Here is a 25833-nt window from a genome sequence, read left to right as displayed (position 1 = left end):
AGCGGCTCAGAAGCCCTGAAACAGCATGTCGAGCGCTGCAACGATCTCGTCGTGATGCTTCGCGAGGTTGAAACGGTTTTCCCCGAGTTCCGTCGCAGCCACCGTAGCGATCAGATGGGTGGCCATGACCAGCTTGCGTCCATTGATTTCGAAGACCGGATGCAGCTTCCGCATTGGCGGCGGCGCCGACGCGAGGGGCAAAAGCGGAACGACGACGCGCGTCTTGAAATTGTCGAGCAGGTCGGATTGAACCTCGAGGAGGTAGCCGCCTTCGATGCCGCTGGCGGCAAAGGCGTCATAGCGCGCCATCAGAACTGCCGATGCTCCTTGAGCGGAACGCCGTACGTGTCGACATACTCGTTCCAGGCATCCATGGTGGCGCGGTTTTCGAGCTTCCACAGCCGCGTTTTCTCGGCTGCCACGGCTTCTGCGATCCCGGCTTCGGCGGCACGAGATACATTCACGTTGAGCCCCTTGGCTTCCTTCATGAGCTGAGAATCGATCGATAGATTTGCCGGCTGGCGGACCGCATTTGCGGCAATCTTGCGCATGATAGCCTCCGCAACATGCGTATAGAATATGCGCATCACGCGAGTGCTGCAATGGATAGCTTGGACCAGCGCGACCTTCGCGACCGGACCGGCATGGCAAATTCGCCCTCAAATGCTATAGTCGCGGAAGCGGCAGGTCTGACCGGAGACGGCGATGACCAGTGCGAAGATCGACGTTCGTGAGCTGGGTGAAGCCGTTTTCCTGACCGATGGCGGCCTCGAGACCTCGCTTGTTTTTCTGGAAGGCCTCGATCTGCCCTCCTTCGCCGCCTTTCCGCTTCTTGGCGAGGAGGAGGGGCGGACGACGTTGGCCCGCTATTTCCGCCAGTATCTCGACATCGCCGACAAACACGGCGTCGGCTTCGTGCTCGATACTCCGACGTGGCGCGCCAATCCGGACTGGGGCGAAAAGCTCGGCTATTCGAAAGTCGCATTGTCGGGCATAGACATGCAGGCAGTGTCATGGGCGCGGGCGCTGGCTGCGCCCTATGTTGCGCGTGGCATGACCGTGCTGGTCAATGGGGTGGTCGGGCCCCGTGGCGACGGCTACCACGTTGACACAGTCATGTCGCCCGCCGAGGCCGAGACCTATCACGGCGATCAGGTCAAGGCATTCCGCGATGCCAGCGCCGATATGGTCAGCGCCATTACGATGACCTATGCGCAGGAGGCTGCCGGAATAGCCTGTGCCGCGATGGCGGTGGGGCTCCCGTCGGTGATTTCGTTTACCGTCGAGACGGACGGACGCCTGCCTTCGGGGGAGAGCCTGAGAGACGCCATCGAGACCGTTGACGACGAAACGGACGGCGCCCCCGCATATTTCATGATCAACTGCGCGCATCCGAGCCATTTCGACGCCGTCCTTGCCGGCGACGGACGCTGGATCAGGCGCATTCGCGGCGTGCGGGCCGACGCCTCCGCCAAAAGCCATGCCGAGCTGGATGCGGCGACCGAACTCGATCCAGGCGATCCTGTCGACCTCGGCCGGCGCTACCGCGCCATGCGCGACCGCTTCGGCCAGATAGCCGTGCTTGGCGGCTGCTGCGGCACCGACAGACGCCATATCGCTGCGATCTGCGAGGCCTGCCTCTGAGGCTTGCCTATAGCGGCTAGCCTTCCATCTCCTCGCGCAGCATCTCCAACTCCAGCCACTCTTCCTCAAGTGAGGCCAGCGTGGTGCGCTCCTTGTCGAGCGCGGCGATGGTCTTCTGGAACGAGACCGGATCGCGCTCATAGAAGGACGGGTCGGCGATATTGTTCTCCAGCCTTGAGATGGACGCGCTCACCGCCTCGATCTTCTTCGGCAGGGATTCCAGCGCGAACTTCTGCTTGAAGGAGAGCTTCTTGGCCGGGCTTTTCGCGCTGGTCTGTTCGGCCCTGGCCGTCGCTTCGTTCGCTTCAGCCTTCGGCCTTGCCTTGCGCTCCTCCAGCTTCGAGCCGCCGCGTTGCGCCAGCATGTCGGAATAGCCGCCGGCATATTCGATCCAGCGTCCGGCGCCGTCGGGCGCGATCACGCTGGTGACTGTGCGGTCAAGGAAATCGCGATCGTGGCTGACCAGGACGACCGTTCCGGCAAAGCCGGCGACCAGTTCCTGCAGCAGCTCCAGCGTCTCCATGTCGAGGTCGTTGGTCGGCTCGTCGAGCACCAAAAGGTTCGCCGGCCGCGCCAGCACCCGGGCCAGCAGCAGTCGCGCCCGTTCGCCGCCCGAAAGCTCGCGCACCGGCGTGCGCGCCTGCTCCGGCTTGAAAAGAAAATCCTTCATATAGGAGACGACGTGGCGCTGCTCGCCATTGACCACAAGGTTCTCGCCGCGCCCGTCGGTCAGGTAGTTCGCCAGCGTCTCCTGCGGGTCGACGGCCTCGCGCTTCTGATCGAGCGTTGCGATTTCCAGATTGACGCCAAGCCGCACGGTGCCGGCATCCGGCGCCAGCTCGCCGGTCAGCATCTTGAGAAGCGTCGTCTTGCCGACGCCGTTCGGGCCGACAAGGCCGACACGGTCGCCGCGCTGGATACGGGTCGAAAAGCCCTTGACCACGGTGAGGTCGCCAAAACTCTTCTCGATGCCTTTGGCTTCGATCACCAGCTTGCCGGATTCAGCGGCGTCGCTTGCCACCATCGTCGCCGAACCCTCGGCGCCGCGATGGCTGCGAAAACGCTGGCGCATGGCCTGCAGCTCGCCGAGCCGGCGCATGTTGCGCTTGCGCCTGGCGGTCACGCCATAGCGCAGCCAATGCTCCTCGCGCACGATCTGGCGGCCGAGCTTGTGCTGTTCGCGCTCTTCCTCTTCAAGCACCTGGTCGCGCCATTCCTCGAAATGCGCGAACCCCCTGTCCAGCCGGCGCGTCTGGCCGCGGTCGAGCCAGACGGTGGCGCGCGAGACGCGCTCGAGAAAGCGGCGGTCGTGCGAGATCAGGATCACGGCCGACGAGGTGCGGGCAAGCTCTTCTTCCAGCCATTCGATGACCGACAGGTCGAGATGGTTGGTCGGCTCGTCGAGGAGCAGGATATCGGGCTCCGGCGCCATGACGCGAGCGAGTGCTGCGCGGCGCGCCTCGCCGCCGGAAAGGTCGTTCGGCCGCTCCTCGCCGGTCAGGCCGAGATGCTCCATCAGATAAGTGGCGCGATGCGGGTCGTCGGCCGGCCCGAGGCCGGCTTCGACATAGGCGCGCACGCTGGCGAAGCCATCCATATCGGGCATTTGCGGCAGGTAGCGCACCGTTGCCGAGGGCTGGCGGAATACTTCGCCGTCCTGCGGTTCGATCAGCCCCGCGACGATCTTGAGCAGCGTCGACTTGCCCGAACCGTTGCGGCCGACAAGCGCGATCTTCTCGCCGGCGGAGGCGCTCAGTACCGCGCCGTCGAGCAGCGGCGTGCCGCCAAAAGTCAGTTTTATGCCATCCAGATTGAGAAGAGGCGGGGCCATGTCAGCTTTCGGGAAGAGGATAGGGGTGGGCGAGCAGCAGCGCCCGGCCACGCTCGAGCGCGATATGGAGCCGGCCCTTGACCTCATTTGATATGGTAAGCGAGGAGCCGAACGCCACCTCGACACCGTCCAGCGGCCATTTGGCGCCTGAGACCGTCAGGCCGGCGAGGTCGGAGAAGCCGAGCACCGAGAACAGCGTGCCGTCGGCGTAGTCGAAGCCGGCTTTGCCCGGCAGGATGGGCACGCCCTCCTGGGCGCCGCTGGTCAGCAGCACGGTCGTGCCCGCCTCGGCCAGCCGCACGCTTAGAGCCAAATGCAGAAAGGCATGATCGGCGCGCTTGCCGCCGAAGGCGCCGGCCAGCACCAGGCTGGTGGCGCCGCGCGCCAGCGCCTCGGCAATGGCGAGCTCGCCGTCGGTCATATCCTTCTCGGTCGGGAAAATCTTGCGCGGCACGGCGGCCAGATTCTCCGGCAGGCTCGCCGGCACCGAGTCGAAATCTCCGACCCAGAGCTCCGGCAGCAGGCCAAGCATATCGGCATGGCCGATACCGGCATCGGCGGCGATGATGCGGGAGCCTTCGATCTGGCGATCGAGCCGAGGCGTGCGGACGAGATCGCCGCCAAGCAGGATGGTGAATGTGCCCATGGCCGTCGCCCTTACCAGCCCGGCCAACGAAACGGAAGCGGGCGCGTCCAAACGGAATCGCACTTCGCTACCGCGGTGAACCCTGATGGATGCCCAGGAAACTTCCGCTTGCGCGCCGCATCGGCCGGGCCTATGTCTCGAAATGCTCTAACGGGGTGCCGGACGCTGATTTTGCGAACCGGCTGAGAGGCACAAAGCCAACCCGCTGAACCTGATCCGGTTTGTACCGGCGGAGGGATTAGACGTTTCGGACCATCCGACGCCTCAATTCCTTTAACCGAACGAAGGAGGCGCCGATGCGCTCGCTATTGTCCAACCTTGTTCTTGCAGCCGGCCTTGTTTCGCTTTTGGCAGGCGGACCTGCCGAGGCGAAAGACAAGCTTACCGTCTACACCTACGAAAGCTTCACTGCCGAGTGGGGTCCCGGACCTGCGGTGAAGAAGGAGTTCGAGGCCGAATGCGGCTGCGATCTCGACTTCGTCTCCGTCGCCGACGGCGTGGCGCTGCTCAACCGCGTCAAGCTCGAAGGCGCCGGCACCAAGGCCGATATCGTGCTCGGCCTCGACACCAATCTCACCGCCGAGGCCAAGGCGAGCGGCTTGTTCGCGCCGCATGGCGCGGTGGCCGATGTGAATGTCCCCGGCGGTTGGAAAGACGACACCTTCGTGCCTTTCGACTACGGCTATTTCGCCGTCGTCTACGACACCGAAAAGCTGAAGAGGCCGCCGAAGAGCTTGAAGGAACTGGTCGAGGGCGCCGGCCCCGACAAGATCATCATCCAGGATCCGCGCACCTCGACGCCCGGCCTCGGCCTGCTTCTGTGGGTCAAGTCGGTCTATGGCGACAAGGCCCCGGAAGCCTGGGCCAAGCTGAAGCCGAAGGTGCTGACCGTGACGCCGGGCTGGAGCGAGGCCTATGGTCTGTTCACCAAGGGCGAGGCGCCGATGGTTCTCTCCTATACCACCTCGCCGGCCTATCACATGGTGGCCGAGAACACCGAGCGCTATCAGGCGGCGTCCTTCGATGAGGGCGAATATCTGCAGATCGAGGTCGCCGGCATCACCAAAACCGGCGCGAAGAACCCGCTGGCGGAAAAATTCATAGCCTTCATGACCGGTCCCAAGTTCCAGAACGTCATCCCGGAGACCAACTGGATGTTCCCGGCCGGCAAGACCGACAAGCCGCTCAACCCGGCCTTCGAAAAGCTGGTGAAGCCGACCAAAACCCTGCTGTTCAGCCCGGACGAGGTGGCGGCCAACCGCAAGGCCTGGGTGGATGAATGGCTGGCGGCGATGAGCAAGTAGGACGCAGGATGGCGCTTGAGCACCGCCCTCTGTCCGGCCGGCCATCTCCCCCGCAAAGGGGGAAATTCGCGGTCATCGGTGATTTCGCTAGCCGCCGACGGTGTAGGAAGAGCGGCAAAGCTGCCAATCTCCCTCCTAGAGAGGGAGATGTCCGGCAGGACAGAGGGGGGTGCGACGGAACGTGGCGTTCGCTAGCTCGAGCCAACGTGGTGCAGCGTGCAATCCACGCCGCGCCCTGACCCTCGCATCACCGCCGGCATCATCGCCCTTGTCGCCATCACTTTGCTCATCGGCGGCGCCTTCGCCGGCCTGATCCTCGAAGGCGCGAGCGGTCCGTCCAGCGCTGCCGCGGCCTTCGACAGCTATCTGCTCCGCGTCGCCCGCTTCACGCTTTGGCAGGCGCTGCTGTCGACATTGCTTTCGGTCTTGCCGGCAGTGTTCGTCGGCCGCGCCTTGTCCAGGCAAACGAACTTTCCCGGACGTCGCCTGATCCTGCAGTTGTTCACGGTGCCGCTGGCGCTGCCGGCCATCGTCGCCGCGCTCGGCGTGTTGGCGCTCTACGGCCGTGCCGGTTATTTTGCCGGCATCCTCGGCACGTTCGGCGGTGGGGAATGGCCGGGCATTTACGGCCTTTCCGGCATCCTGGTCGCGCATGTCTTCTTCAACCTGCCATTGGCCACGCGGCTGTTCCTCGAGGCGCTCGGCACCGTGCCGGCCGACCAGTGGCGGCTGGCGAGCCAGCTCGGTATGGACGCTCGGTCGGCCTTCCGGCTGATCGAATGGCCGGCGCTGCGCACGGCGCTGCCTGGGGTCGCCGGGCTGGTCTTCATGCTGTGCATCACCTCCTTCACCATCGTGCTGACGCTGGGCGGCGGGCCGGCGGCGACGACGCTGGAGGTCGCGATCTACCAGGCGCTGCGCTTCGATTTCGATCCCGCGCGGGCCGTAACACTAACGTTTCTGCAGATCCTGCTGACCTTCGTCGTGGTCGCTATGCTGACGCGACTCGGCGCCAACACGGTCGGCGACGCTAATCTGCCGGTAGCGCCACGCCGCTATCTTGCGGCCAGCACCACCGAGGCCGTGTTGAACGCCGGCCTGATCGTGCTTGCGCTGCTGTTCGTCGCCGCACCGATGGCGGCGACCGTGCTCGCCGGGCTGGAGGCGGATCTCGGCCGGCTGGCCGGCGAGGACGCCGTGCGCCGCGCGACGCTCACCAGCGCCGGGCTCTCCTTTCTCTCGGCGCTGCTTTGCGTGATGCTGTCGCTGTCGCTGATTGCCGCCCGACGCGCAGTGGCCCTGCGGCGCCGCGCGGGCGGCGCCATGTCGCTGCTCGAACACGCCGCCGACACCGGCGCCGGTTTCGTGCTGGTCGTGCCGCCCATCGTGATCGGCGCCGGCTGGTTCCTGGCTCTGCGTAACATCACCGATGTGTTCGCCATCGCACCTGTCATGGTCGTCGCGGTCAATGCGGTGATGGCGATGCCATTTGCCATTCGCGCCGTCCGCCCTGCCTATGACGCGGCGAGCGAGCGCCACGAGCGACTCTGCCTGGCGCTCGGCATTTCCGGCTGGAACCGGCTGCGGCTGGTCGACTGGCCGTCGCTCCGGCGGCCCTTGGCCACCGGCTTTGCGTTCGCCATGGCGCTGTCGCTCGGCGATCTCGGCGTGATCGCGCTGTTCGGCAGCGATTCCGTCCAGACCTTGCCCTATCTTCTACTCGCGCGCATGGGCAGCTACCGGACGGCCGACGCCGCGGGGCTGGCCTTGCTGCTCGGCCTCGTCTGCCTGATGCTGGTTGTCGCCGCCGACTGGCTGGGGCGGGAGGCAAAGGCATGACGAGGGATAATAATGGCATCGCGGCCACGAAGGGCCTGGCCGTCACGTTGGACGGCGTATCCTTCAGCTATGGCGAGGCATCCTTCCGGTTCGATGTCGAATTCGCCGCCGGCAGGATCACTGCCATCATGGGGCCGAGCGGTTCAGGCAAGTCGACGCTGCTCAATCTGGTGGCCGGCTTCGAATCACCCAATGCTGGCAAGGTGCTGATCGGCGGGATCGATGTCGACAATGCGCCGCCCTCGGCGCGGCCGGTGTCGATGGTGTTCCAGGAAAACAACCTGTTCGCCCATCTTCCGGTCGAGGGCAACGTCGGGCTTGGCCGCTCGCCATCGCTCAAGCTCACGGCCGACGACCACCGCGCGGTCGCGGAGGCGCTGGGGCGTGTCGGCCTTGCCGGCAAGGAAAAGCGGCTGCCGCGCGAGCTTTCCGGCGGCGAGCGGCAGCGCGTCGCGCTGGCGCGGGTGCTCATACGGGACCGTCCGGTGCTTCTGCTCGACGAGCCTTTCGCCTCGCTCGGCCCGGCGCTGCGCGAAGACATGCTCGATCTCGTGGCCGGCATCCACGCCGAGCGACAGATGACCGTGCTTTTCGTCACGCACCAGCCGCAGGACGCGCGCCGCATCGGCCAGCGGATCGCGTTCGTCGACGAGGGCAGGGTCGCGGCAAGAGGGTCGGCCGCCGATTTCTTCGACGGTGCTGGACCGGAGGCCTTCCGGCGCTATATCGGCGATCGAGGCGGCAGCGTTGCCGGATGACAACACATTGCCCGGAAGCGGACATAATTTACGGCCAAACCGGTTGCGGGTGATCAGGCGTTTGCTTGCCTTGTCCGGGGGAGTGTGGCTAGGTCCGGCCATGCTGGTCCGGGTGGGCCGTGATTTGCCGAAAGATTACGAAAGGAAGCCGATCTGACGGCCGGCATCGAGAGAGTATGGACTAAGCCGCTGGCGCGATTTTTCGCGATGGCCGGCTTTGCCGTGGCGCTAGCGAGCTGCCAGATGTTCACGCCGCCGGACGTGCAGGAGTCCGGCTTCCAGCCCTCCGACAAGCCGATCACCGTCGACAATGTCGTCGCCAATGCCAGGCTGGCCGAAATGGCCAAAGCGCAGCATCCGCGGATTCTCGCCACCTATGGCGGCGAATATTCCGATCCGAAGCTCGAGCGCATGGTGGCCAAGGTCGTCGGCAACCTGACGGTGGTCTCGGCCAATCCGACCCAGACCTATCGCATCACCATCCTCAACTCGCCCAACATCAACGCCTTCGCGCTGCCGGGCGGCTATCTCTATGTCACGCGCGGTCTGCTGGCGTTGGCAAATGATTCCTCCGAGCTTGCGGCCGTCATCGCGCATGAGATGGGCCACGTCACCGCCAATCACGGCCTGCAGCGACAGCAGCTCGAGGCCGAGGAAGGCTTGGCGACCAAGGTCGTCTCCGATGTGCTCGGCGACAGCCCGACCGCCAAGGCCGCTCTCATCCGCGGCAAGCTGAGGCTTGCGCAGTTTTCGCGCAACCAGGAACTGCAGGCCGACGCGATCGGCATCAAATCGATCGGCGAGGCGGGCTATGACCCCTATGCGGCCGGCCGCTTCCTGCAGTCGATGTCGGCCTATACCGATTTCCGGTCGGTCAGCGGCGCCACGGATGCCAGCCTCGACTTCCTGGCCACGCATCCCAACACGCCGCAGCGCATCGAGCTGGCGCAGCGACTCGCCCGCAACTTCGGACCGCCCGGCGTCGGCACGCGCGACCGCGATGCCTTTCTCGCCGGCATAGACGGGCTGCTCTACGGCGACACGCCGGAAGAGGGCTATGTGCGCGGCCAGACCTTCCTGCATCCCGGCCTTGGCGTGTCGTTCTCGGTGCCCGAGGGTTTCGTCATCGACAATTCGGCGGCTGCGGTGACCGCGACCGGTCCGGGCGATATCGCCATCCGCTTCGATGGCGTGGCGATCGACAAGTCGGTGTCGCTCACCGACTATATCCGCAGCGGCTGGGTCGCCGGACTGGACGATGCCAGCGTGCGCCAGGAAACGGTCAACGGCAACCAGGCGGCGATGGCGCATGCCAGTGCGCAAGGCTGGCAGTTCGATATCGCGGTCATCCGGGCCGGCGGACAGGTCTACCGGCTGCTGACTGCGGCACCCTCGGCCAGCACCGCGCTGGAGCCGGTCGCGCGCTCCGTCAGCGGCTCCTTCCGCACGTTGAGCGCGGCCGAGAAGGCGGCGCTGAAGCCGCTGCATATCCGGGTTGTCACTGTGCAGCCCGGCCAGAACATGGGCACGCTTGCCGCTCAGATGGTGGGCGTCGACCGCAAGCTCGACCTGTTCCGGGTGCTCAACGCAATGTCGCCGGGCGCGAATGTGTCGGCCGGCGACAAGGTCAAGATCGTCACCGACAAGTAGGGTCAGCATCCCCGCTTAGTGCTTCCGCAACGAATCAGCCGCGCGCTTCTGTTCGGTCAACCCGGGCGCGCGGCTGCCGCAGCAATCAGAGCCCGCCACTGCTGCCGCCTTCAGGGCTGCTCTGGCCGCCGGTGCTGCCCCCGCTGCCCTCACCACTTTGGCCGCCGCCGGACCCCGAATGATCGCCGCTACTGCCGCGCCAGGGCGCCGGTCCGGTATCGGTCTGAGGTGGTTTGACCACTGTCGGGACTGTCACCGTCGGCGTCTTGGGCGCGAGTGTGCGGACAACCTTTACCTTGGTGACTATTTTCGTCACGACTTTGGGCTTGCACACTGCGACCGTTAAGGTGCTGCGCGCGGGAAGGCCGAGAATGCTCATCGAATATGCCTCTTGCCGCGCGATGCCGGCTTTGAGGAAAGCCAAGGCGCGGGCCTCGTCGGCGGGCACGCCGTTGCGGCCATCCTTGAAGATCACGGCGAGATCGTTCATCGCGTTGACGTGCCCCATGGCCGCCGCCTTGAGCAGCAGGTCCAATCCCTTGCCGGTATTCTGCTCGACGTCGACACCATTGAACAAGGCTCGCCCCCAAGCGGCCATCGCATAAGGGTCTCCCTTGTCGGATGCTTCTGAATAAAAGCTGATCGCTTTCGCGGAGTCCGCGGCCGGTCCTATTCCGGACGAAGCGATATGGCCGAGCTCGAACGTGGCGCGGACATGCCCCTTGTCGGCAGCCTCCTGGATAGCTTTCCTGGCCTCGTCGACCTTGCCGGACGCCAGCAGCGCCCGCCCAAGCTCATAGCGAAACCGGGCGACATCGGGGTAGGCCTTCACCGCCGCCTCGCAGGCCTCCGCGGCCTCGCCGGCGATCTCGTTCTGCAAACGGCCGGGCGCGACGCCCTGCAGGTCGAGCGGTGCGCCCGCCGCCTGGTCGCACGGGTCGACGCTTGGCGACAGCTTCATTGTCGCTGCCTTGGACGCGTTGCCGCCGCGGATTTGGAAGCCAATCTGGACCGGAGCAGCTGAGCCGATCTGCGGCTCGTAACGCAAATTATCGATTTCACCGGCCCTCAGGCTGGAATCCGGAGACAGGGTCCTGTCCGGCAGCGACAGCGTTCCCGTTGCCGGATAGCTTGCAAGCTTCAGGCTGAGCGCGGGGTCGTTGCTCGGGAAATCGAGCTTCAGCGGAACCGGACCGACGCCAACCGGGATGCTGATATCGCGATTTGCGATCGCCTCGGCGGCGCCGGTGAGTTGGATGCCGCTCTCCGGATCCGGCTGCTCCTGCTTGGCCGTGACCTCCTGACCCCCGGCGTCATCGTGGCGCATCAGCACCACCTCGTCGACCAGCGAGGAATTCTCCCACGGAACCTGCTTGCCATTGGTGGCTTTGACCACGTCGCGGCGAACGGCCGCCATCACCGTGCGGATTTCCTGGTTGGGCGCCAGCGCGTGGCGCGAAAAGGCAGATGAGAACGGGCTGAGGGCACCGCGCCCGTCATAGGCGACCGCGCCCGGCTCGGTGGCGAAGGCAATCAGCGTGTTCAGCGAGCTCTTCACCTGCGCAAGGCCGGCGTCGCCCGCGACGATCAGCTGGTCCCTCAGCCAGTAATCCTGGCGGGGGAACGGATTGTTGCGGCAGGCGTCGAGGATGATCACCTGGATCTTCGCTTTCGAGCGCAATTGCTCCAGCACGTCGTCGAGCTTGATCGCCTGGACCTCGATGTCGGCGGCATCCTTCAGCGACGCATCGACGGGGATCAGGAAATTCTCGCCGCCGATCTGAAAACCATGGCCGGAATAGTAGACGACGGCCAGATCCGCACCGTCCGCCGCGGCGAGATAGTTGCGGAACCGCTCCTCGAACTGAAGCTTGGTCAAGTCCTTGGCGACGAACACGTCGAAGCCGGCCAGCCGGAACGTGTTCGCGACGTCCTGAGCATCTTTGTCCGGGTTTTTGAGAGCCGGAATATTTCGGTATTCGGCATTGCCGATGACCAAGGCAACCCTTCGATCGGCGTGAGCCTCGAACGCGGTGAAGCACACGAGAACCAAGGCTGCAAGGAACGCGCAGCATCGCAGCATGGCAAACCCCCATCCGCTAAAGTTGGTGCAGTCAGGAAGACAGTTTACGCCGCGAGAGTCTGTTAAAGAATTCACAATCCATGGCTATGGATGCAGAAAAGCCGCCGGGATGGCTGACTGATGGCCTCCTGACGACTTCGAGTCGCTGCCTCGGCTTTCAGGCGGCTTCCGCCAGGAATTCGGGGTTCTGCTTCACCAGCGCCGCCCGCAGCTTTTCCATGGCGCGGGCTTCGATCTGGCGGACGCGTTCCTTGGAGATGCCGAGCGCCTCGCCGAGCGATTCCAGGGTGGCGCCGTCGTCGCTCAGCCGGCGCTCCTCGATGATGCGCAGCTCGCGCGCATTGAGCGCGCCGAGCGCGCTCTTCAGCCAGACAGCGCGGCGCTCGACGTCGATCGTTTCGCCGACGACCTCGTCGGGGAGCGGATCCTCCGAGACCAGGAAATCCATCCGCTCGGCGGCGCCGTTCTCGTCGGCAAGCGGGGTGTTGAGCGAGCTGTCGGGGGCCGAAAGACGCGAATCCATCATCGCCACGTCGGCTTCCGGCACGCCGAGCGCGGCCGAAACCTCACGGTACAGCGAGGCATTGGAGAGCGGCTCGGCGCCGTTGGCAAGCCGCGCGCGCAGCCGCCTCAGATTGAAGAACAGCGCCTTCTGCGCGGAGCTGGTGCCGCCGCGCACGATCGACCAGTTGCGCAGGATATAGTCCTGCATCGAGGCGCGGATCCACCAGGTGGCATAGGTGGAGAAACGCACTTCGCGGGCGGGCTCGAAGCGGGCAGCCGCCTCCAGCAGGCCGACATGGCCTTCCTGAATGAGGTCGCCGAGCGGCAAACCGTAATGGCGGAATTTGGAAGCCATCGAAATCACCAGCCGCATATGGGCGACGGTGATCAGATGCAGCGCGTCCTGATCCTTTTTTTCCCTCCAGCGTATGGCCAGGAGATGCTCCTCGTCGCGCTCGAGATAGGGAGCCTTCATTGCCGCCCGGACCAGTGTCCGTCCTGCCACATCCTCGATCATGCCGGCTCCTTTTGGCGGTCGTTGCACTGGATGACGGTTGAAATGACGTCGCAGCGCCCTACAACAGCCAGCAACGTGCCAGAAGCGCGAATGGTTCCGTAGTGCCGGCGGATGCATATGCCTGCCGAAAACGTTTCTGTTATCGATCCGTGAGGCTTGGCTTGGCGGATTTTTCGCTGGTTTTGAGAACTGGATTTCTGAAACGGTCGATTTTTGAAATCTGGTTCCTTATTTCTCGAGCTTCCATCTGCCAGTTTGCGGCTCTCACCATGCGCCGGGGCACCGGTCAAAACGGGATCACAGAAAAATGAAATGGCTCAAATCGCTTCTCGTCGCCGGAACGCTGCAGGTTCTGGCAGTCACAGCCGGTCATGCCGGCGCCAATCTCGACCAGATCAAGCAGGCGGGCGTGATCAAGGTCGGCACGGAGGGCACCTACGCGCCTTTCACCTATCATGACGAATCCGGCGCCCTGGTCGGCTTCGACGTAGAGATCGCCAAGGCGATCGCCGAGAAGCTCGGCGTCAAGGTGCAGTTTCTCGAGGGCAAGTGGGACGGCCTGATCGCGGGGCTCGACGCCAACCGCTACGACGCCGTCATCAACGAGGTCGGCATCACCGACGCACGCAAGGCCAAGTATGATTTCTCCGATCCCTACATCGCCTCCAAGGCGGTGCTGATCGTGCGCGGCGACAACAGCGACATCAAGACATTCGCGGATCTCAAGGGCAAGAAGGCGGCGCAGTCGCTGACCTCGAATTTCGGCAAGCTCGCCGAGAAGAACGGCGCCGAATTGGTCGGCACCGACGGCTTCGACCAGTCGATCCAGCTGCTGCTCACCGGTCGCGCCGACGCCACCATCAACGACAGCCTGTCCTTCCTCGATTTCAAGAAGCACAAGCCCGACGCCAATGTGAAGATCGCCGCGCAGGAAGAGAATGCCGATTATTCCGGTGTCATCGTGCGCAAGGGCGATCCGGAACTGGTGGCGGCGATCAACAAGGCGCTAGCCGACATCAAGGCCGACGGCACCTACAAGAAGATTGCCGATACATATTTCGGCCAGGACGTCTCGCAGTAAACCCAATCATCCCTTTTGCTTGAGTTCCGGCGGGCCGTCAAAGACGGCCCGCCGATTTTTACCTGATAGTCGCTCGGCATGCGGCCAGAGGGTCGCAGCGTCCGGAAAGGAGAAGGGCTCCGTGCCGCACTGGTTGCAATTGATGCTGGAGTCGCTGCCGACGCTGCTATGGGCGGCACTGATCTTCACCGTGCCGCTGACGCTGCTGTCCTTCGCCTTGGGGCTTATGGCCGGGCTGGTGACGGCGCTGATCAGGCTGTTCGGCCCGAAACCGCTGGTCGCGCTTGTGCGCTTCTATGTCTGGATCTTTCGCGGTACGCCGCTCCTGGTGCAGCTCTTCCTGATCTTCTATGGCCTGCCGTCCGTGGGCATCTTGCTCGACGCCTTTCCCGCAGCGTTGATCGGCTTCACGCTCAATATCGGCGCCTACACGTCGGAGATCATCCGCGCCGTCATCGGCTCGGTGCCGAAAGGGCAGTGGGAGGCCTCCTATTCGATTGGCATGACCTGGAGCCAGGCGATGCGGCGCACGATCCTTCCGCAAGCGGGCCGCGTCGCGGTGCCGCCGCTCTCCAATACGTTCATATCGCTGGTCAAGGACACCTCGCTCGCGGCGGCAATAACGGTGCCCGAAATGTTCCAGGCTGCGCAGCGCATCGTCGCCACCACCTACGAGCCGCTGATCCTCTATGTCGAGGCGGCGGCGCTCTATCTGGCGATGAGCTCGGTGCTGTCGGCTCTGCAGGCGCGGCTGGAGGTGCGGCTCAACCGCTATGGCGGCTTCCTGGAGGCCAATGCATGATCGGCCTTACCAACATCGAGAAGCGCTTCGGCGACAATCTTGTCCTGAAAGGTGTCACCGTCAGCATCGACGAAGGCAGCGTCACGGCGCTGGTCGGGCCTTCGGGCGGCGGAAAAAGCACGCTCTTGCGCTGCATCAACCTCTTGGAAATTCCGACCTCGGGCACTTTGCGCATCGGCGACGAGACGCTGGAATTTCGGCCGGGCGCCAAGGTACCGGCAGCGGACATTCAGCGCGTGCGGCTGCAGACCGGCATGGTGTTTCAGAATTTTCAGCTCTTTCCGCATCGCACCGCGATCGAGAACGTCATGGAAGGGCTGGTGACGGTGCTGAAATGGCCGCAGGCGCGGGCGCGCGAGCGGGCGATGGCGCTGCTCGAGAAGGTCGGCATGGCGCATAAGGCCGATGCCTGGCCGGCGACTCTGTCAGGCGGCCAGCAGCAGCGCGTTGCGATCGCCCGGGCGCTGGCGCCGTCGCCGCGCGTGCTGCTTTGCGACGAACCGACCTCGGCGCTCGATCCGGAGCTGGCGCAGGAAGTGGTCGACGTGCTGGGTCAGCTGGCCCGCGAGGGCACCACCATGGTGATGGCCACGCATGATCTGAGACTTGCCTCCAAGATCGCGCAGGAGGTCGTGTTCCTCGATGCCGGCTCGATCGTCGAGAAGGGCCCGGCTTCGATCGTGTTCGACAATCCCGAGCGCGAGCGGACCAAGCGCTTCATCGCCTCGCTGCGGCAGGAGGAAGCGCGGAAGGAAGGCGGGGGCGGGGGATCAGGTACGATTTCTTCATAAGTTGGCGCTGCCCCTCATTGCTCTGCCGGGCATTTCTCCGCGGATAGTGACGGGAGAAAGGACGCTTTCATCAGAGAGTTCGCCAATCGCCAACGTTTCAGAATGGGCGCCAACGACGCCGTCATCTCGCTTCTCCCCGTTCACTATACGGGAGAAGGTGCCGGCAGGCGGATGAGGGCAGCGCCGACCTTCCGATATTGCGCGCAACAAAAAACCCGGCGCCAGGCAGGGTTCTTCGTTGTTCGGCAGGCGAGTGCTCAGGCAGCTTCTTCCTGCTCGGCTTCCTCGTTGTCGGCCTTGGCGCCGCGCTTCGGACCCTTGTTGAGGTTGACCTCGATGAGGCGAACCGCCTCGGTCTCCGACATGCGGTTGACGGCGGCGATCTCGCGAGCCATGCGGTCGAGTGCGGCTTCGTAGAGCTGGCGCTCGGAATAGGACTGCTCCGGCTGGTTGTCAGCGCGATAGAGGTCGCGCACCACTTCCGAGATCGAGATCAGGTCGCCGGAATTGATCTTGGCATCATATTCCTGCGCGCGGCGCGACCACATCGTGCGCTTGATGCGGGCGCGGCCCTGCACGACCTTCAGCGCGCGATCGACATAATCCTCTTCCGAGAGCTTGCGCATGCCGATAGAGGTCGCCTTGGCGACCGGCACCTTAAGCCGCATCTTGTCCTTCTGGAAATCGATGACGAACAGCTCCAGCTTGTGACCCGCGACTTCCTGCTCGTCGATGGCCACGATCTGGCCGACGCCATGCGCCGGATAAACGATAAACTCACCGGTCTTGAACCCGTGACGGGCCGCGGTGGACTTCTTCTGCGGGGTGATCGTTGCCATTACGCCCTGAACTCCTTAGTTGTAGCGCCGGCATGGCGGCGCCGGCTGAACTCAGACGATCGGCGGAAGCCGATCTTTAGCCGCACAACAAGTGAACTCACCGGAATAAGCCGGGACCGACAAACCGCACGAATGCGATTGCCTGCCCCAGATCGCTCTGGTCCGGATTTGAAAAGTTCACCTTTCAGTGATTTGGGGCGTTAGCGCCATAAATCGACGTTGTGTCACCGGCATGTTTCGCGGATATAACACAAAAAGTCGGAAGAATCAAGGTTTTGCTGCATTCGCTAACGCCATGCGCCATCGCTGGCTGTCAAGACAGCAATTGTATCGGCTCGCTTACGTGGCGTCATGCCGGCTTGCCCGGCCCGGCCTTCAGTCGCCTTCGCCGGGCTCCGGCGAGAAATACTTCTCGAACTTCCCGGCCTCGCCGTCGAAGTTCTTGGCGTCGGCCGGCGGCTCTTTCTTGGCAGTGATGTTGGGCCATTTCTCCGCGTATTCGGAATTGACCTGCAACCATTTGTCGAGCCCGGACTCGGTGTCCGGCTTGATCGCGTCGGCCGGGCATTCCGGCTCGCACACGCCGCAGTCGATGCACTCGTCAGGATGGATGACGAGCATGTTCTCGCCTTCGTAGAAACAGTCGACCGGACAGACCTCGATGCAGTCCATGTATTTGCATTTTATGCAATTGTCGGTCACGACATAGGTCATCGCAGGCTCCGGGACGTCCCGTATTTGCTGGGCTTTTTTGGTGAGGTAACGCCTTTGCCCGCCGCTTGCAAGGGCAGGACTTCCCGCCTGAGCCGGCATCGCGGAAAGGAATTCCGCGCGCCTGCCGCGACGAGGTTCCGTCGTATCTTCTAGTCCTCGCCGAGCAGCCGGTCCGTCTGCCGCCGCTGCCGCTTGGTCGGACGGCCGGTGCCGGCCTCGCGCAGCGCCGGAATGGCGTCAGGAACCGCCTCGCCCTTGGCCGTCGGCGGCGGCGACATATCCTCGTAAAGCAGCCGCGCCTCGTCGGCAGGACCACGCCGGGCGCCAGGCCCAAGCACCTTCCAGACAAGGATTCGGCGGTCGAGCGTGATGGTCAGGACATCGCCGGCCTTGACCAGATCGGAGGCCTGCGCTGCTTTGTCGCGATTGATGCGGACGCGCCCGGCAATGACGAGCTTCGCCGCCAACGACCGGGATTTCACCGCACGCGAGAAGAACAACCATTTGTCGATGCGCTGGCGGCCTTCTCCAACCATCGTGACCGGCCGAGGCTATTTCTTCAGCTGGTCGCGCAAGGCGGCGAGCTTGGCAAAGGGTGAATCCGGATCGAAGCGCTGCGGACGCTCCTCGCGCGGCTTGCCCTGGAAGGCCGGCTTGTTGCCGCCTGCGGCATTGCCCTTGCCGTCCTGCCTGTTGCCTTTCCAGTCCGGCCGGCCCTCGCGGCGTCCCCCCTCGTGGCGATCGGCACGCTCGCCCTGCTGCCTGCCTTCGCGCCGTTCGCCGCCTTCGCGTTCCGGTCTCGGCTTGAACTTCGACCGGTCGAAGCGCGGCTTGCCGGCCCCGTCGCGCTGGTCGCGGCGGCCCTCACGGGCTGGCCGATCGCCGGCCTGGCCACCCGTGGCAGCCGCCTGGCCATCGCCTGCAGCCTGGCCGTTGCGCGGACGATTGTCGCGGCGATTGTCATGGCGGTGGCGCGGGCGCGAATGGTCGAAGCGCGCCTGCCGCCACAGCAGGATCGGCTTCGGCTCTTCCGGTTCGGCGGGGGGCTCTGCGCCTTCACCGCCTTCGCCCTCGTGGAGAGCGCCGGCGTCGGCGGTGTTGGTGCCGTCTGCATCGTCGGCGCCGTCAGCCCCACCCGCGTCGCTTCCCGCCGCGACCTCCCCCATCGAGGTGGAGGCATCGGCGCTTTCAGCCGACCCAAGCGCTGCTGCAGCGTCGACCGCTGCAGCGGCCTCCACAGGCGGAGCCTCTTCCGCGACCGCAGCCGACGCTTCCGCCGGATCTTTCGCGTCAGGCTCCGTCGCGGCTTCCGCGATGGCGTCGGCAGGAACTTCAGCGGCAGCCGGCTCGGATCCCTCGATCGTTGCCTCTGCAACCGTGTCGGTTGCCACGGCGTGCGCCTCTGCCGCCTGTGCAGCACGCGCGGCCTCTTCCGCCGCAAGCTTCGCAGCCGCGGCCTCCCGGGCGGCATTGTCCAGCGCGTCGAGCTTGGCCTTCACCTCCGCCGCCGGCTTCGGTTCGGCGCGATAGCCAAGGCCTTTGAGGATCTCTTCCATGTCGTCGGCGGTGGCGCCGAGGATCGACATCATCGGCGGCGTCACCATGAAGGCGTGGCCGTCATAGGCGCCGTCCGGTCGCTGGCCGAGGCCGGGCTTCCAGTTGGTCGCGGGTCGGATGAGATCGGCCAGCCGCTCTAGGATATCGACGCGCACGGCGCGGCGGCCGAGATTGCGATAGCCGGCGAGCTTGTAGAACGTCTTGTCGAAAGCAGGATCGATGACCACCGAGGTGCGGCCCGATGCCAGCGCATGCACCACGTCGCCGAAGCCTGGCTTGTCCTTGCCGTCGCTCTTGAGCGCCCAGAGCAGCGTCACCAGCCCGGCCGGCGCCGGCTTGATCAGCGCCGGCACGAAGACGTGGTAGGCACCGAAGCGCACGCCAAGGCGCCGCAGGGCCGCCCGGCCTTCCTGGTCGAGCGACTTCATTTCCTCGGCGATGTCGCGGCGGTTGATGAGGCCGAAATGCTCGACGAGCTGGAAGGCGATACCGCGCGCGATGCCGGTGAGCTGCTCGGCGTTCTTCAAATCGACCAGCGGCTTCAAGAGCGACTCGATCTGGAAATTGACGAAACGCTCGGCGCGCGCCGCGACCTTGTCGCGGGCAGGGCCGGTGAGCTGTTCGTCGGCAAGCAGCACAAGGCGCGGCTTCAAGGCCTCGTCGCCGGCAACCAGGGTGCCGATCGGCGCGCCGATCCAGCGCAGGACACCGTCCGAACCCAATGCCAGATCGCCGTTGGCGCAGGCGGCGAAGCGCTCGGCGCGCGCCTCGAACTCAGCCGCGAGCGCCTTCTGGGCAGCGGTGCGCACCGCCTTGGCGTCCTCGCCGCCGGCGCTCTGGTCGGCGGTGAAGCGGAATCCCTGCAGTTCGCCGACGTGATGGCCTTCGACGAGCACGGTTCCGGTTGGGCTGATTTCAGCTTCAGGCATGGTATTTTCTCTAAGGCGCCGCATGAGGACGGAAGTCCTGCGGTCTACGAAGCGTTTCGTCAACCGCTCATGCAACGCATCCGACAATCTGTCTTCGATTTCGCGCGTCTTTTCCTGCCAGTGTAGCTGATCGGCCAGCCAGCCCGGTCGGTTGGAGACGAAGGTCCAGGTGCGGATCTGGGCGATCCGGTGCGACAGCGTGTCGATATCACCATCCGTGGTGTCGGCCCGCCGCACCTGCTCGGCCATATAATTTTCATCGACATGGCCATGGCGTGCGAGGTCCATGTAGATCGAGGCGATGAGGTCGGCATGCTGGGCGGGCGCGATCTTGCGGTAGTCCGGCAGCGCGCAGGCCTCCCACAGCAGCGCCACGCGCTCCCTGCCGGTGGCTAGCGTCCTGATGTCCGCGTCGCGCGACAAATGTTCCAGCGCCTGAGCGTCGACCGCCGGCAATGCCCGGGTCAGCCCTTCGACCGGCGCGTTGGTCTCGATCGAGCGTTTCAGGGCATCGAGGCTGGCAAAATCGAAATCGGCGGTGCGCCACTGCAGCACCTTCACCGGGTCGAAATCGTGCGCCTCGATCTTCTTGACCAGATCCTCGTCGAACGGATCGACCTGGCCGGTAACGCCGAAGGTGCCGTCGCGCAGGTGTCGGCCGGCACGCCCCGCGATCTGGCCTAGCTCGGCGGCGGTCAGGTTGCGGTATTGGTAGCCGTCGAACTTGCGGTTCTGGGCGAAGGCGACGTGCTCGAGGTCGAGGTTCAGGCCCATGCCGATGGCATCGGTGGCGACCAGATAGTCGACGTCGCCCGACTGGAAGATCTCCACCTGGGCATTGCGGGTGCGGGGACTGAGTGCGCCGAGAACGACGGCAGCACCACCCTGCTGGCGGCGGATCAATTCGGCGATGGCATAGACCTCGTCGGCGGAGAAGGCGACGATCGCCGTGCGCCGCGGCAGGCGGGTGAGCTTCTTCGAGCCGGCGTAGGCAAGATGCGACAGCCGCGGCCGCGTCACCACCGAGACGCCCTTCAGCAGGCGTTGCAGGATGCCGTGCATGGTGGCGGCGCCCAGAAGCAGCGTCTCCTGGCGGCCGCGCAGATGCAGGATGCGGTCGGTGAAGATGTGGCCGCGTTCGAGGTCGCCGGCGAGCTGCACCTCGTCGATGGCGACGAAGGCGGCATCGGTCTCTCGCGGCATCGCCTCCACGGTGCAGACGGAATATCTCGCGCTCGCCGGCACGATCTTCTCTTCGCCGGTGACCAGCGCCACCTTGCTGGCGCCGACCTTCTCGCAGACGCGCGTATAGACCTCGCGGGCAAGGAGCCTCAGCGGCAGACCGATGATGCCGGTGTCGTGCGCCACCATGCGCTCGATGGCGAGATGGGTCTTGCCGGTGTTGGTGGGGCCGAGCACGGCCGTCACGTCGCGGCCGGAAAGGATCAGCGGCTGGGAGGGTTTCGGCTGGATATTCATCGGCTCGGAAATGAGGCTTTCTGCCGCTTGTTGTCGGGGACGCGGCGGTGCCGCCGCGTGTGACAGGGCACACATAGGGATTTCAGACGCGAAGCGAAAGCGGAATGTTCCCATCAAGAGATGGCGCGACGACAGGCAAGGTCAAAATCCGCGGCCGATTAACCGTTGGAACGAGTCTGGAACGAATCGGCGACGAATCACTGACTCGCTCTGATTCAGGTTTTGTTCACGGCTATATGTGGATTTTTTGACCATGAGTCTCACCACATGCTGAATCTGTGCACTGGCCCGTTTCGTGCTTGGCTCGCGCTGGTTCTGGAGCGTGGTTAACCTTTGCGGGAGAGCGACCGCGACGGACTCGAGCGCGGCCGCCAAAATTATGAAATGGTTGATCTTTCCTAACCGGCGTTAATCTTTTTCGGGGTATTTGCGGCGCGGCCCGTTAACTTTTCGGCCAAAGCCGGAACGAATCGGCGACGAATCAGCGATCTGCAAAAATTCCTGGTTTGTTCACGACTAGATATGGTGTTGTCCACAGCTTGTGCACCGAAAATTCACGGCATGTGAACCGGGTTTCCCACAGGGCGCGGGGAGGTCGTTAACGTTTGCGTGCCAAATTGAGGCATGCCCACCCGGTGCCGCCGCTGCGCAGACAAAAACAGGCGGCCCGTTTGCGGCGGGCCGTCTGCCATCGGTGTCAGAAGAGTTCAGGCCAGTAAGATCTCAGGCGAAATACTGGCCGCCATTGGCGCTTATCGTCGAGCCGGTGATGAAGCCTGCGTCTTCCGAGGCGAGGAAGACGACGCAGCGCGCAATCTCCTCCGGCTCGCCGAGACGGCCGACCGGGATCTGAGCGATGATCGATTCCCGCACTTTTTCCGGCACGGCCATGACCATGTCGGTGGCGATGTAGCCGGGGCAAACAACGTTGACGGTGATGCCGGCGCGGGCGCCTTCCTGGGCAAGCGCCTTGGTGAAGCCGATATCGCCGGCTTTCGAGGCCGAATAATTGACCTGGCCCATCTGGCCTTTCTGGCCGTTGATCGAGGAGATGGTGATGACGCGGCCGAACTTCCTATCGCGCATGCCGTTCCATAGCGGATGCGTCATGTTGAAGACGCCGGAAAGGTTGGTGTCGATGACCTCCTTCCACTGCTCGCGGGTCATCTTGTGGAACATGGTGTCGCGGGTGATGCCGGCATTGTTGACCAGCACCGAGACCGGACCGAGATCGGCCTCGACTTGGGCGATGCCGGCGGCGCAAGCGTCATAATCGGCGACCGACCATTTGTAGACGGGGATGCCGGTCTCGGCGTTGAATTTCTGGGCCGCCTCGTCATTGCCGGCATAGTTCGCGGCGACCGAATAGCCGGCATTCTTCAGGGCCACCGATATCGCCGCACCGATGCCGCGCGATCCGCCCGTGACGATTGCTACCTTGCTCATGCATTTCCTCCCTTTGGTCGGAAGAGCGAGTAGGGAGCGGCGAATAGCGAGTAGGAATCCGATAACCCGTCGCGCAACACCATTTCCCCCTATAGGCTACTCCCCATTCGCTATTCGCTCAGTTCGCCGTTCGCTCAGTTCAAGGCTTCCACACACATCGCAACGCCCATGCCGCCGCCGATGCAAAGCGTCGCGAGGCCTTTCTTTGCGCCGCGGCGGCGCATCTCGTAGACCAGCGTGTTGAACACGCGGGCGCCCGAGGCGCCGATCGGATGGCCGATGGCGATGGCGCCGCCGTTGACGTTGACGATCGAGGGGTCCCAGCCCATGCCCTGGTTGACGGCGCAGGCTTGCGCGGCGAAGGCCTCGTTGGCCTCGACGAGATCGAGATCCTTTACCGACCAGCCCGCCTTCTCAAGCGCGCGCTTGGAGGCGGGAATGGGCCCCGTGCCCATGATTGACGGATCGACGCCGGCGGTCGCCCAGGAGGCGATGCGGACCAGCGGGGTGATGCCGCGTCTTGCGGCCTCGGCCTCGGTCATCAGCAGCGCGCCGGCGGCGCCGTCATTGATGCCGGACGCGTTGGCGGCGGTGACCGTGCCTTCCTTGTCGAAAGCGGGCTTCAGCTTGGTCATGGCGTCGAGCGTCGCGCCGTGGCGGATATACTCGTCCTGGTCGACGACCGTGTCGCCCTTCCTGCCCTTGATGGTGAAGGCGACGATCTCGTCCTTGAACCTGCCGGCCTTCTGCGCCGCCTCGGCCTTGTTTTGCGAGGCCAGCGCGAACTCGTCCTGGACTTCGCGGGTGATCTGGAACTGACGAGCGACGTTCTCGGCGGTGTTGCCCATATGGTAGCCGTTGAAGGCATCCCATAGGCCGTCCTTGATCATGGTATCGATCATCTTGTAGTCGCCCATCTTGACGCCGGCGCGCAGGTGCTGGGCGTGCGGCGACAGCGACATCGATTCTTGGCCGCCGGCGACGATCACCTTGGCGTCGCCGGTGGCGATCTGCTGCATGCCGAGCGCAATGGCCCTCAAGCCCGAGCCGCAAACCTGGTTGAGGCCCCAAGCAGTCGTCTCCTTGGGCAGACCGGCATTGATGGAAGCCTGGCGGGCCGGGTTCTGGCCCTGAGCGGCGGTCAGCACCTGACCCAGGATGACTTCGTCCACCTCCGCCGGGTCGACCTTGGCACGCGCTAGCAATTCCTTGATGACGACCGCGCCGAGCTCGTGCGCGGGCGTGGCGGCGAAACTGCCGTTGAAGGAGCCGACTGCTGTGCGGGCTGCGCTGGCGACGACGATTGAATTGGAAGCGGACATTTTCTTCTCCAGGCTTCGAGGTGTCGTTAGGCTATCCTTGGAGACTTTCTTGCCCGTTCAAGCACCTGAGTCAAACCGGAAATCGGCATGGCCGCCATGCGCGGCAAGCAAGTCGAGCGCTTATCGTGACGGCGTGGCCATCGCGCTGCAGCACAATTTGGCCCGCCCTTTCGGCATTAATTGGTGCCGCACTGCACAAACCGCTTGGAATTGTGACGCTTTTGCGCATATCCTCGACAAATGGCGCAATCGTTACCGGCCGCTTACTGTGAACGCGCCGGTATCCTGGGGAGGATACGGATGGCCGCAAAAGACGACCCGATCGTCATCAAGAAATACGCCAACCGCCGGCTCTACAACACCGGCACCAGCACCTATGTCACGCTCGAAGATCTGGCCGAGATGGTCAAGAAGGGCGAAGAATTCACCGTGCAGGACGCCAAGACCGGCGACGACATCACGCATCCGGTGCTGACCCAGATCATCTTCGAGCTGGAGAACAAGGACGGGCAGAACATGCTGCCGATCCCGTTCCTGCGCCAGCTGATCTCCTTCTACGGCGACCAGATGCAGATGATCGTGCCGAGCTTCCTCGAACAGTCGATGATCGCCTTCTCCAAGGAGCAGGAGCGTTTCCGCGAGCAGCTGAAGGGCGCCTTCGGCAAGACGCCGATCGACATGATGAAGACGCCGATGAAGGCGCTGGAGGAACAGACGCGGCGCAACGTCGAGATGTTCCAGAACGCGATGCGCATGTTCACGCCGTTCCCGTCAGCCGGCCCCAATTCCGCGGCGCCCGCCGAGCCGTCGAAGAAGGACGAGAAATCCGACGACCTGCAGGAATTGAAGGCGCAGATCGCCGCCATGCAGCGCAAGCTCGACACCATGTCGTGATGGCTAGCCGTCAGGTGTTCCTGCAGGGCCGTCATAGCGGGCTCGCGGCCTGATGGGCCTGTTGCTCGTCACCTGCTCGATGGCATGCGCCGTCCAGCCGATGCTGCGACCGAGCGCGAACAGGCGAAAGGGCGCGTCGGCGGGGAGATTGAGGCTGCGCGTCAGCGCGGCGAGCGCGAAGTCGACATTCGGGCGCATGCCTGTCGCGGCAAGGACGGCGTCGCGCAGATGCAGCAGACCGTCAGCGATATCGAGGTCGGGCAGCAGAGCCTCGGCGCGCGGATCGCCTTCGGGGTAAAGCTGATGGCCGAAGCCGGGCAGCGGCCGGTCGTGGGCCAGCCAGCGCGCGATCGTCTCGTCCGGCCCGAGCCGCTCGGCATCCTCGACCAGCGCGATGGCGGCGGCGCCGGCGCCGCCATGACGCGGGCCGGTAAGGGCAGCGAGCCCGGCAAGCAGGCAGGCCACGATCGGCGCGCCGGTCGAAGCGGCGACGCGTGCGGCGAAGGTCGAGGCGTTGAGCTCGTGATCGGCCAAAAGCACCAGCGCCTTGCGGATGAGATCGGCACCGGCAGCGTCGACCGACCAGCCGCGCGCCAGCCTTTCATGCACCGGCTCCGCCCCCGGGCTTGCACCGAGTGACGTCGCGAGCACGCTGGTGGCGCTGGCGCCATCCTGCTGCAGCATGCCCGGCCTGCGGCCGAGCGAAGGCCGGCCAGCCGCGGCAAGCGCCGACAATCTTGCAAAGGCCGTCGGGGTGCCGCTCTCGCGAACGATCGAAGGCGTCAGCGATGCGAAGGATATCGCGGCGCCGGATGCCCAAAGCAGGCTTGCTGCCTCCTCCAGCGTCGCTGTCGCGGCAAGCGCAACGGCATCCTTGCCGCGATAAACGAGGCGGCCGTGCAGCACGGTCGAGATGGCAGTGGTGATCGCCGGCTCGCCCCAGGCGATGGCGCTTTCGGCGATCGCCTGGGGGCTGCGCCCGCGCGCCCGGCGGGTGGCGAGCGCGGCTATGTCGTCGGCTCGATACTGGCTGCGGCGCGGATCGGCCCCGTCGGGCCGCATGCCGATGCGGCCGCGGCTGACATAGGCGTAAAGCGTCTGCGGCCGGACCTTGAGCCGCGCCAGCGCTTCCTCCCGCGTCAGCCATTCGGACAAGTCCGCACCGCCTCATATTGATTCAGTTGATCAAGATTGATGCGTTGA

General features: G+C 64.6%; 22 protein-coding genes and 1 riboswitch. Of the genes, 9 read left to right on the top strand and 13 right to left on the bottom strand.

Annotated elements, in window-relative coordinates:
• Window positions 1-6: 6 nt before the first annotated feature.
• Both CK224_RS17225 and CK224_RS17220 read right to left on the bottom strand, forming a co-directional pair.
• Complete coding sequence (locus CK224_RS17225; protein WP_067001839.1) at window positions 7-309, bottom strand: CcdB family protein; 303 nt, start codon at window positions 307-309, stop codon at window positions 7-9.
• On the bottom strand, window positions 309-551 hold the full coding sequence (locus CK224_RS17220; RefSeq protein ID WP_067002201.1) for a type II toxin-antitoxin system CcdA family antitoxin: 243 nt from the start codon (window positions 549-551) through the stop codon (window positions 309-311). The genes CK224_RS17225 and CK224_RS17220 overlap by 1 nt, the downstream gene beginning before the upstream one ends.
• 154 nt (window positions 552-705) lie before the next feature.
• On the opposite strand from CK224_RS17220, the gene CK224_RS17215 reads away from it, so the two are divergent.
• Entirely contained in the window at window positions 706-1644 is a 939-nt protein-coding gene (locus tag CK224_RS17215) for a homocysteine S-methyltransferase family protein (RefSeq protein WP_095782558.1), read from the top strand.
• Between the two features lie 16 nt (window positions 1645-1660).
• On the opposite strand, the gene CK224_RS17210 is transcribed toward CK224_RS17215, so the two are convergent.
• On the bottom strand, window positions 1661-3475 hold the full coding sequence (locus tag CK224_RS17210) for an ABC-F family ATP-binding cassette domain-containing protein (protein ID WP_067001845.1): 1815 nt from the start codon (window positions 3473-3475) through the stop codon (window positions 1661-1663).
• Window position 3476: 1 nt separating this feature from the next.
• Window positions 3477-4121, bottom strand: a complete 645-nt coding sequence (locus CK224_RS17205) for a thiamine diphosphokinase (RefSeq protein WP_067001848.1) — start codon at window positions 4119-4121, stop codon at window positions 3477-3479.
• Window positions 4122-4262: 141 nt separating this feature from the next.
• A riboswitch (TPP riboswitch) is annotated at window positions 4263-4376 on the top strand.
• Between the two features lie 41 nt (window positions 4377-4417).
• Here CK224_RS17205 and thiB point away from each other — a divergent pair.
• The 4 genes from thiB to CK224_RS17180 all read left to right on the top strand — a co-directional run bounded on the left by thiB (window position 4418) and on the right by CK224_RS17180 (window position 9672).
• Window positions 4418-5425 (top strand): thiamine ABC transporter substrate binding subunit, encoded by a 1008-nt coding sequence (thiB, locus tag CK224_RS17200; protein WP_095778108.1) that lies wholly within the window; start codon window positions 4418-4420, stop codon window positions 5423-5425.
• Window positions 5426-5641: 216 nt separating this feature from the next.
• The gene (gene thiP / locus CK224_RS17190; protein WP_095782556.1) at window positions 5642-7264 is read left to right on the top strand and encodes a thiamine/thiamine pyrophosphate ABC transporter permease; all 1623 of its coding nucleotides are present in this window, start codon (window positions 5642-5644) and stop codon (window positions 7262-7264) included.
• Window positions 7261-8022: a thiamine ABC transporter ATP-binding protein gene (gene thiQ, locus CK224_RS17185; protein WP_095782555.1), complete on the top strand. Its 762-nt coding sequence runs from the start codon at window positions 7261-7263 to the stop codon at window positions 8020-8022. The genes thiP and thiQ overlap by 4 nt, the downstream gene beginning before the upstream one ends.
• A 207-nt stretch (window positions 8023-8229) precedes the next feature.
• Window positions 8230-9672: a M48 family metalloprotease gene (locus tag CK224_RS17180; protein WP_095782554.1), complete on the top strand. Its 1443-nt coding sequence runs from the start codon at window positions 8230-8232 to the stop codon at window positions 9670-9672.
• An 85-nt stretch (window positions 9673-9757) separates the two neighbouring features.
• On the opposite strand, the gene CK224_RS17175 is transcribed toward CK224_RS17180, so the two are convergent.
• Complete coding sequence (locus tag CK224_RS17175) at window positions 9758-11671, bottom strand: caspase family protein (RefSeq protein ID WP_245425972.1); 1914 nt, start codon at window positions 11669-11671, stop codon at window positions 9758-9760.
• A 241-nt stretch (window positions 11672-11912) separates the two neighbouring features.
• Window positions 11913-12776 (bottom strand): RNA polymerase factor sigma-32, encoded by an 864-nt coding sequence (locus CK224_RS17170; protein ID WP_067001865.1) that lies wholly within the window; start codon window positions 12774-12776, stop codon window positions 11913-11915.
• A gap of 307 nt (window positions 12777-13083) precedes the next feature.
• On the opposite strand from CK224_RS17170, the gene CK224_RS17165 reads away from it, so the two are divergent.
• The 3 genes from CK224_RS17165 (at window position 13084) to CK224_RS17155 (ending at window position 15450) form a co-directional block, all read left to right on the top strand.
• Window positions 13084-13857, top strand: coding sequence for an amino acid ABC transporter substrate-binding protein (locus tag CK224_RS17165; protein ID WP_095778113.1), 774 nt, complete (start codon window positions 13084-13086; stop codon window positions 13855-13857).
• A gap of 121 nt (window positions 13858-13978) precedes the next feature.
• Window positions 13979-14659 carry an ABC transporter permease subunit gene (locus CK224_RS17160; protein WP_067001871.1) on the top strand — a complete coding sequence of 227 codons (681 nt, stop codon included), beginning with the start codon at window positions 13979-13981 and terminating at the stop codon, window positions 14657-14659.
• Window positions 14656-15450, top strand: coding sequence for an amino acid ABC transporter ATP-binding protein (locus tag CK224_RS17155; RefSeq protein WP_095782552.1), 795 nt, complete (start codon window positions 14656-14658; stop codon window positions 15448-15450). The genes CK224_RS17160 and CK224_RS17155 overlap by 4 nt, the downstream gene beginning before the upstream one ends.
• Window positions 15451-15707: 257 nt before the next feature.
• On the opposite strand, the gene CK224_RS17150 is transcribed toward CK224_RS17155, so the two are convergent.
• The 6 genes from CK224_RS17150 to CK224_RS17125 form a co-directional block, all read right to left on the bottom strand.
• On the bottom strand, window positions 15708-16289 hold the full coding sequence (locus CK224_RS17150; protein ID WP_040974338.1) for a CarD family transcriptional regulator: 582 nt from the start codon (window positions 16287-16289) through the stop codon (window positions 15708-15710).
• A gap of 375 nt (window positions 16290-16664) precedes the next feature.
• Window positions 16665-17003, bottom strand: a complete 339-nt coding sequence (gene fdxA / locus CK224_RS17145) for a ferredoxin FdxA (protein ID WP_067001876.1) — start codon at window positions 17001-17003, stop codon at window positions 16665-16667.
• 149 nt (window positions 17004-17152) lie between these two features.
• The gene (locus CK224_RS17140; RefSeq protein ID WP_095782551.1) at window positions 17153-17539 is read right to left on the bottom strand and encodes an RNA-binding S4 domain-containing protein; all 387 of its coding nucleotides are present in this window, start codon (window positions 17537-17539) and stop codon (window positions 17153-17155) included.
• Between the two features lie 15 nt (window positions 17540-17554).
• Window positions 17555-20968, bottom strand: a complete 3414-nt coding sequence (locus tag CK224_RS17135; RefSeq protein ID WP_095782550.1) for a helicase-related protein — start codon at window positions 20966-20968, stop codon at window positions 17555-17557.
• Window positions 20969-21691: 723 nt separating this feature from the next.
• Window positions 21692-22414: a beta-ketoacyl-ACP reductase gene (locus tag CK224_RS17130; protein WP_067001887.1), complete on the bottom strand. Its 723-nt coding sequence runs from the start codon at window positions 22412-22414 to the stop codon at window positions 21692-21694.
• A gap of 134 nt (window positions 22415-22548) precedes the next feature.
• A complete protein-coding gene (locus tag CK224_RS17125; protein WP_095782549.1) occupies window positions 22549-23736 on the bottom strand; it encodes an acetyl-CoA C-acetyltransferase in 1188 nt (395 codons plus the stop codon).
• Window positions 23737-24036: 300 nt separating this feature from the next.
• On the opposite strand from CK224_RS17125, the gene phaR reads away from it, so the two are divergent.
• Window positions 24037-24630 (top strand): polyhydroxyalkanoate synthesis repressor PhaR, encoded by a 594-nt coding sequence (phaR, locus tag CK224_RS17120; RefSeq protein WP_067001892.1) that lies wholly within the window; start codon window positions 24037-24039, stop codon window positions 24628-24630.
• A gap of 3 nt (window positions 24631-24633) precedes the next feature.
• Here the strand turns inward: phaR and CK224_RS17115 are convergent, their stop codons facing one another.
• Window positions 24634-25785 carry a citrate/2-methylcitrate synthase gene (locus CK224_RS17115; protein ID WP_095782548.1) on the bottom strand — a complete coding sequence of 384 codons (1152 nt, stop codon included), beginning with the start codon at window positions 25783-25785 and terminating at the stop codon, window positions 24634-24636.
• Window positions 25786-25833 lie beyond the last annotated feature (48 nt).

The sequence above is a fragment of the Mesorhizobium sp. WSM3862 genome, from assembly GCF_002294985.1.
In the GTDB taxonomy this organism is placed as follows: domain Bacteria; phylum Pseudomonadota; class Alphaproteobacteria; order Rhizobiales; family Rhizobiaceae; genus Mesorhizobium.
This window is presented reverse-complemented; position numbering and strand designations above follow the sequence as displayed.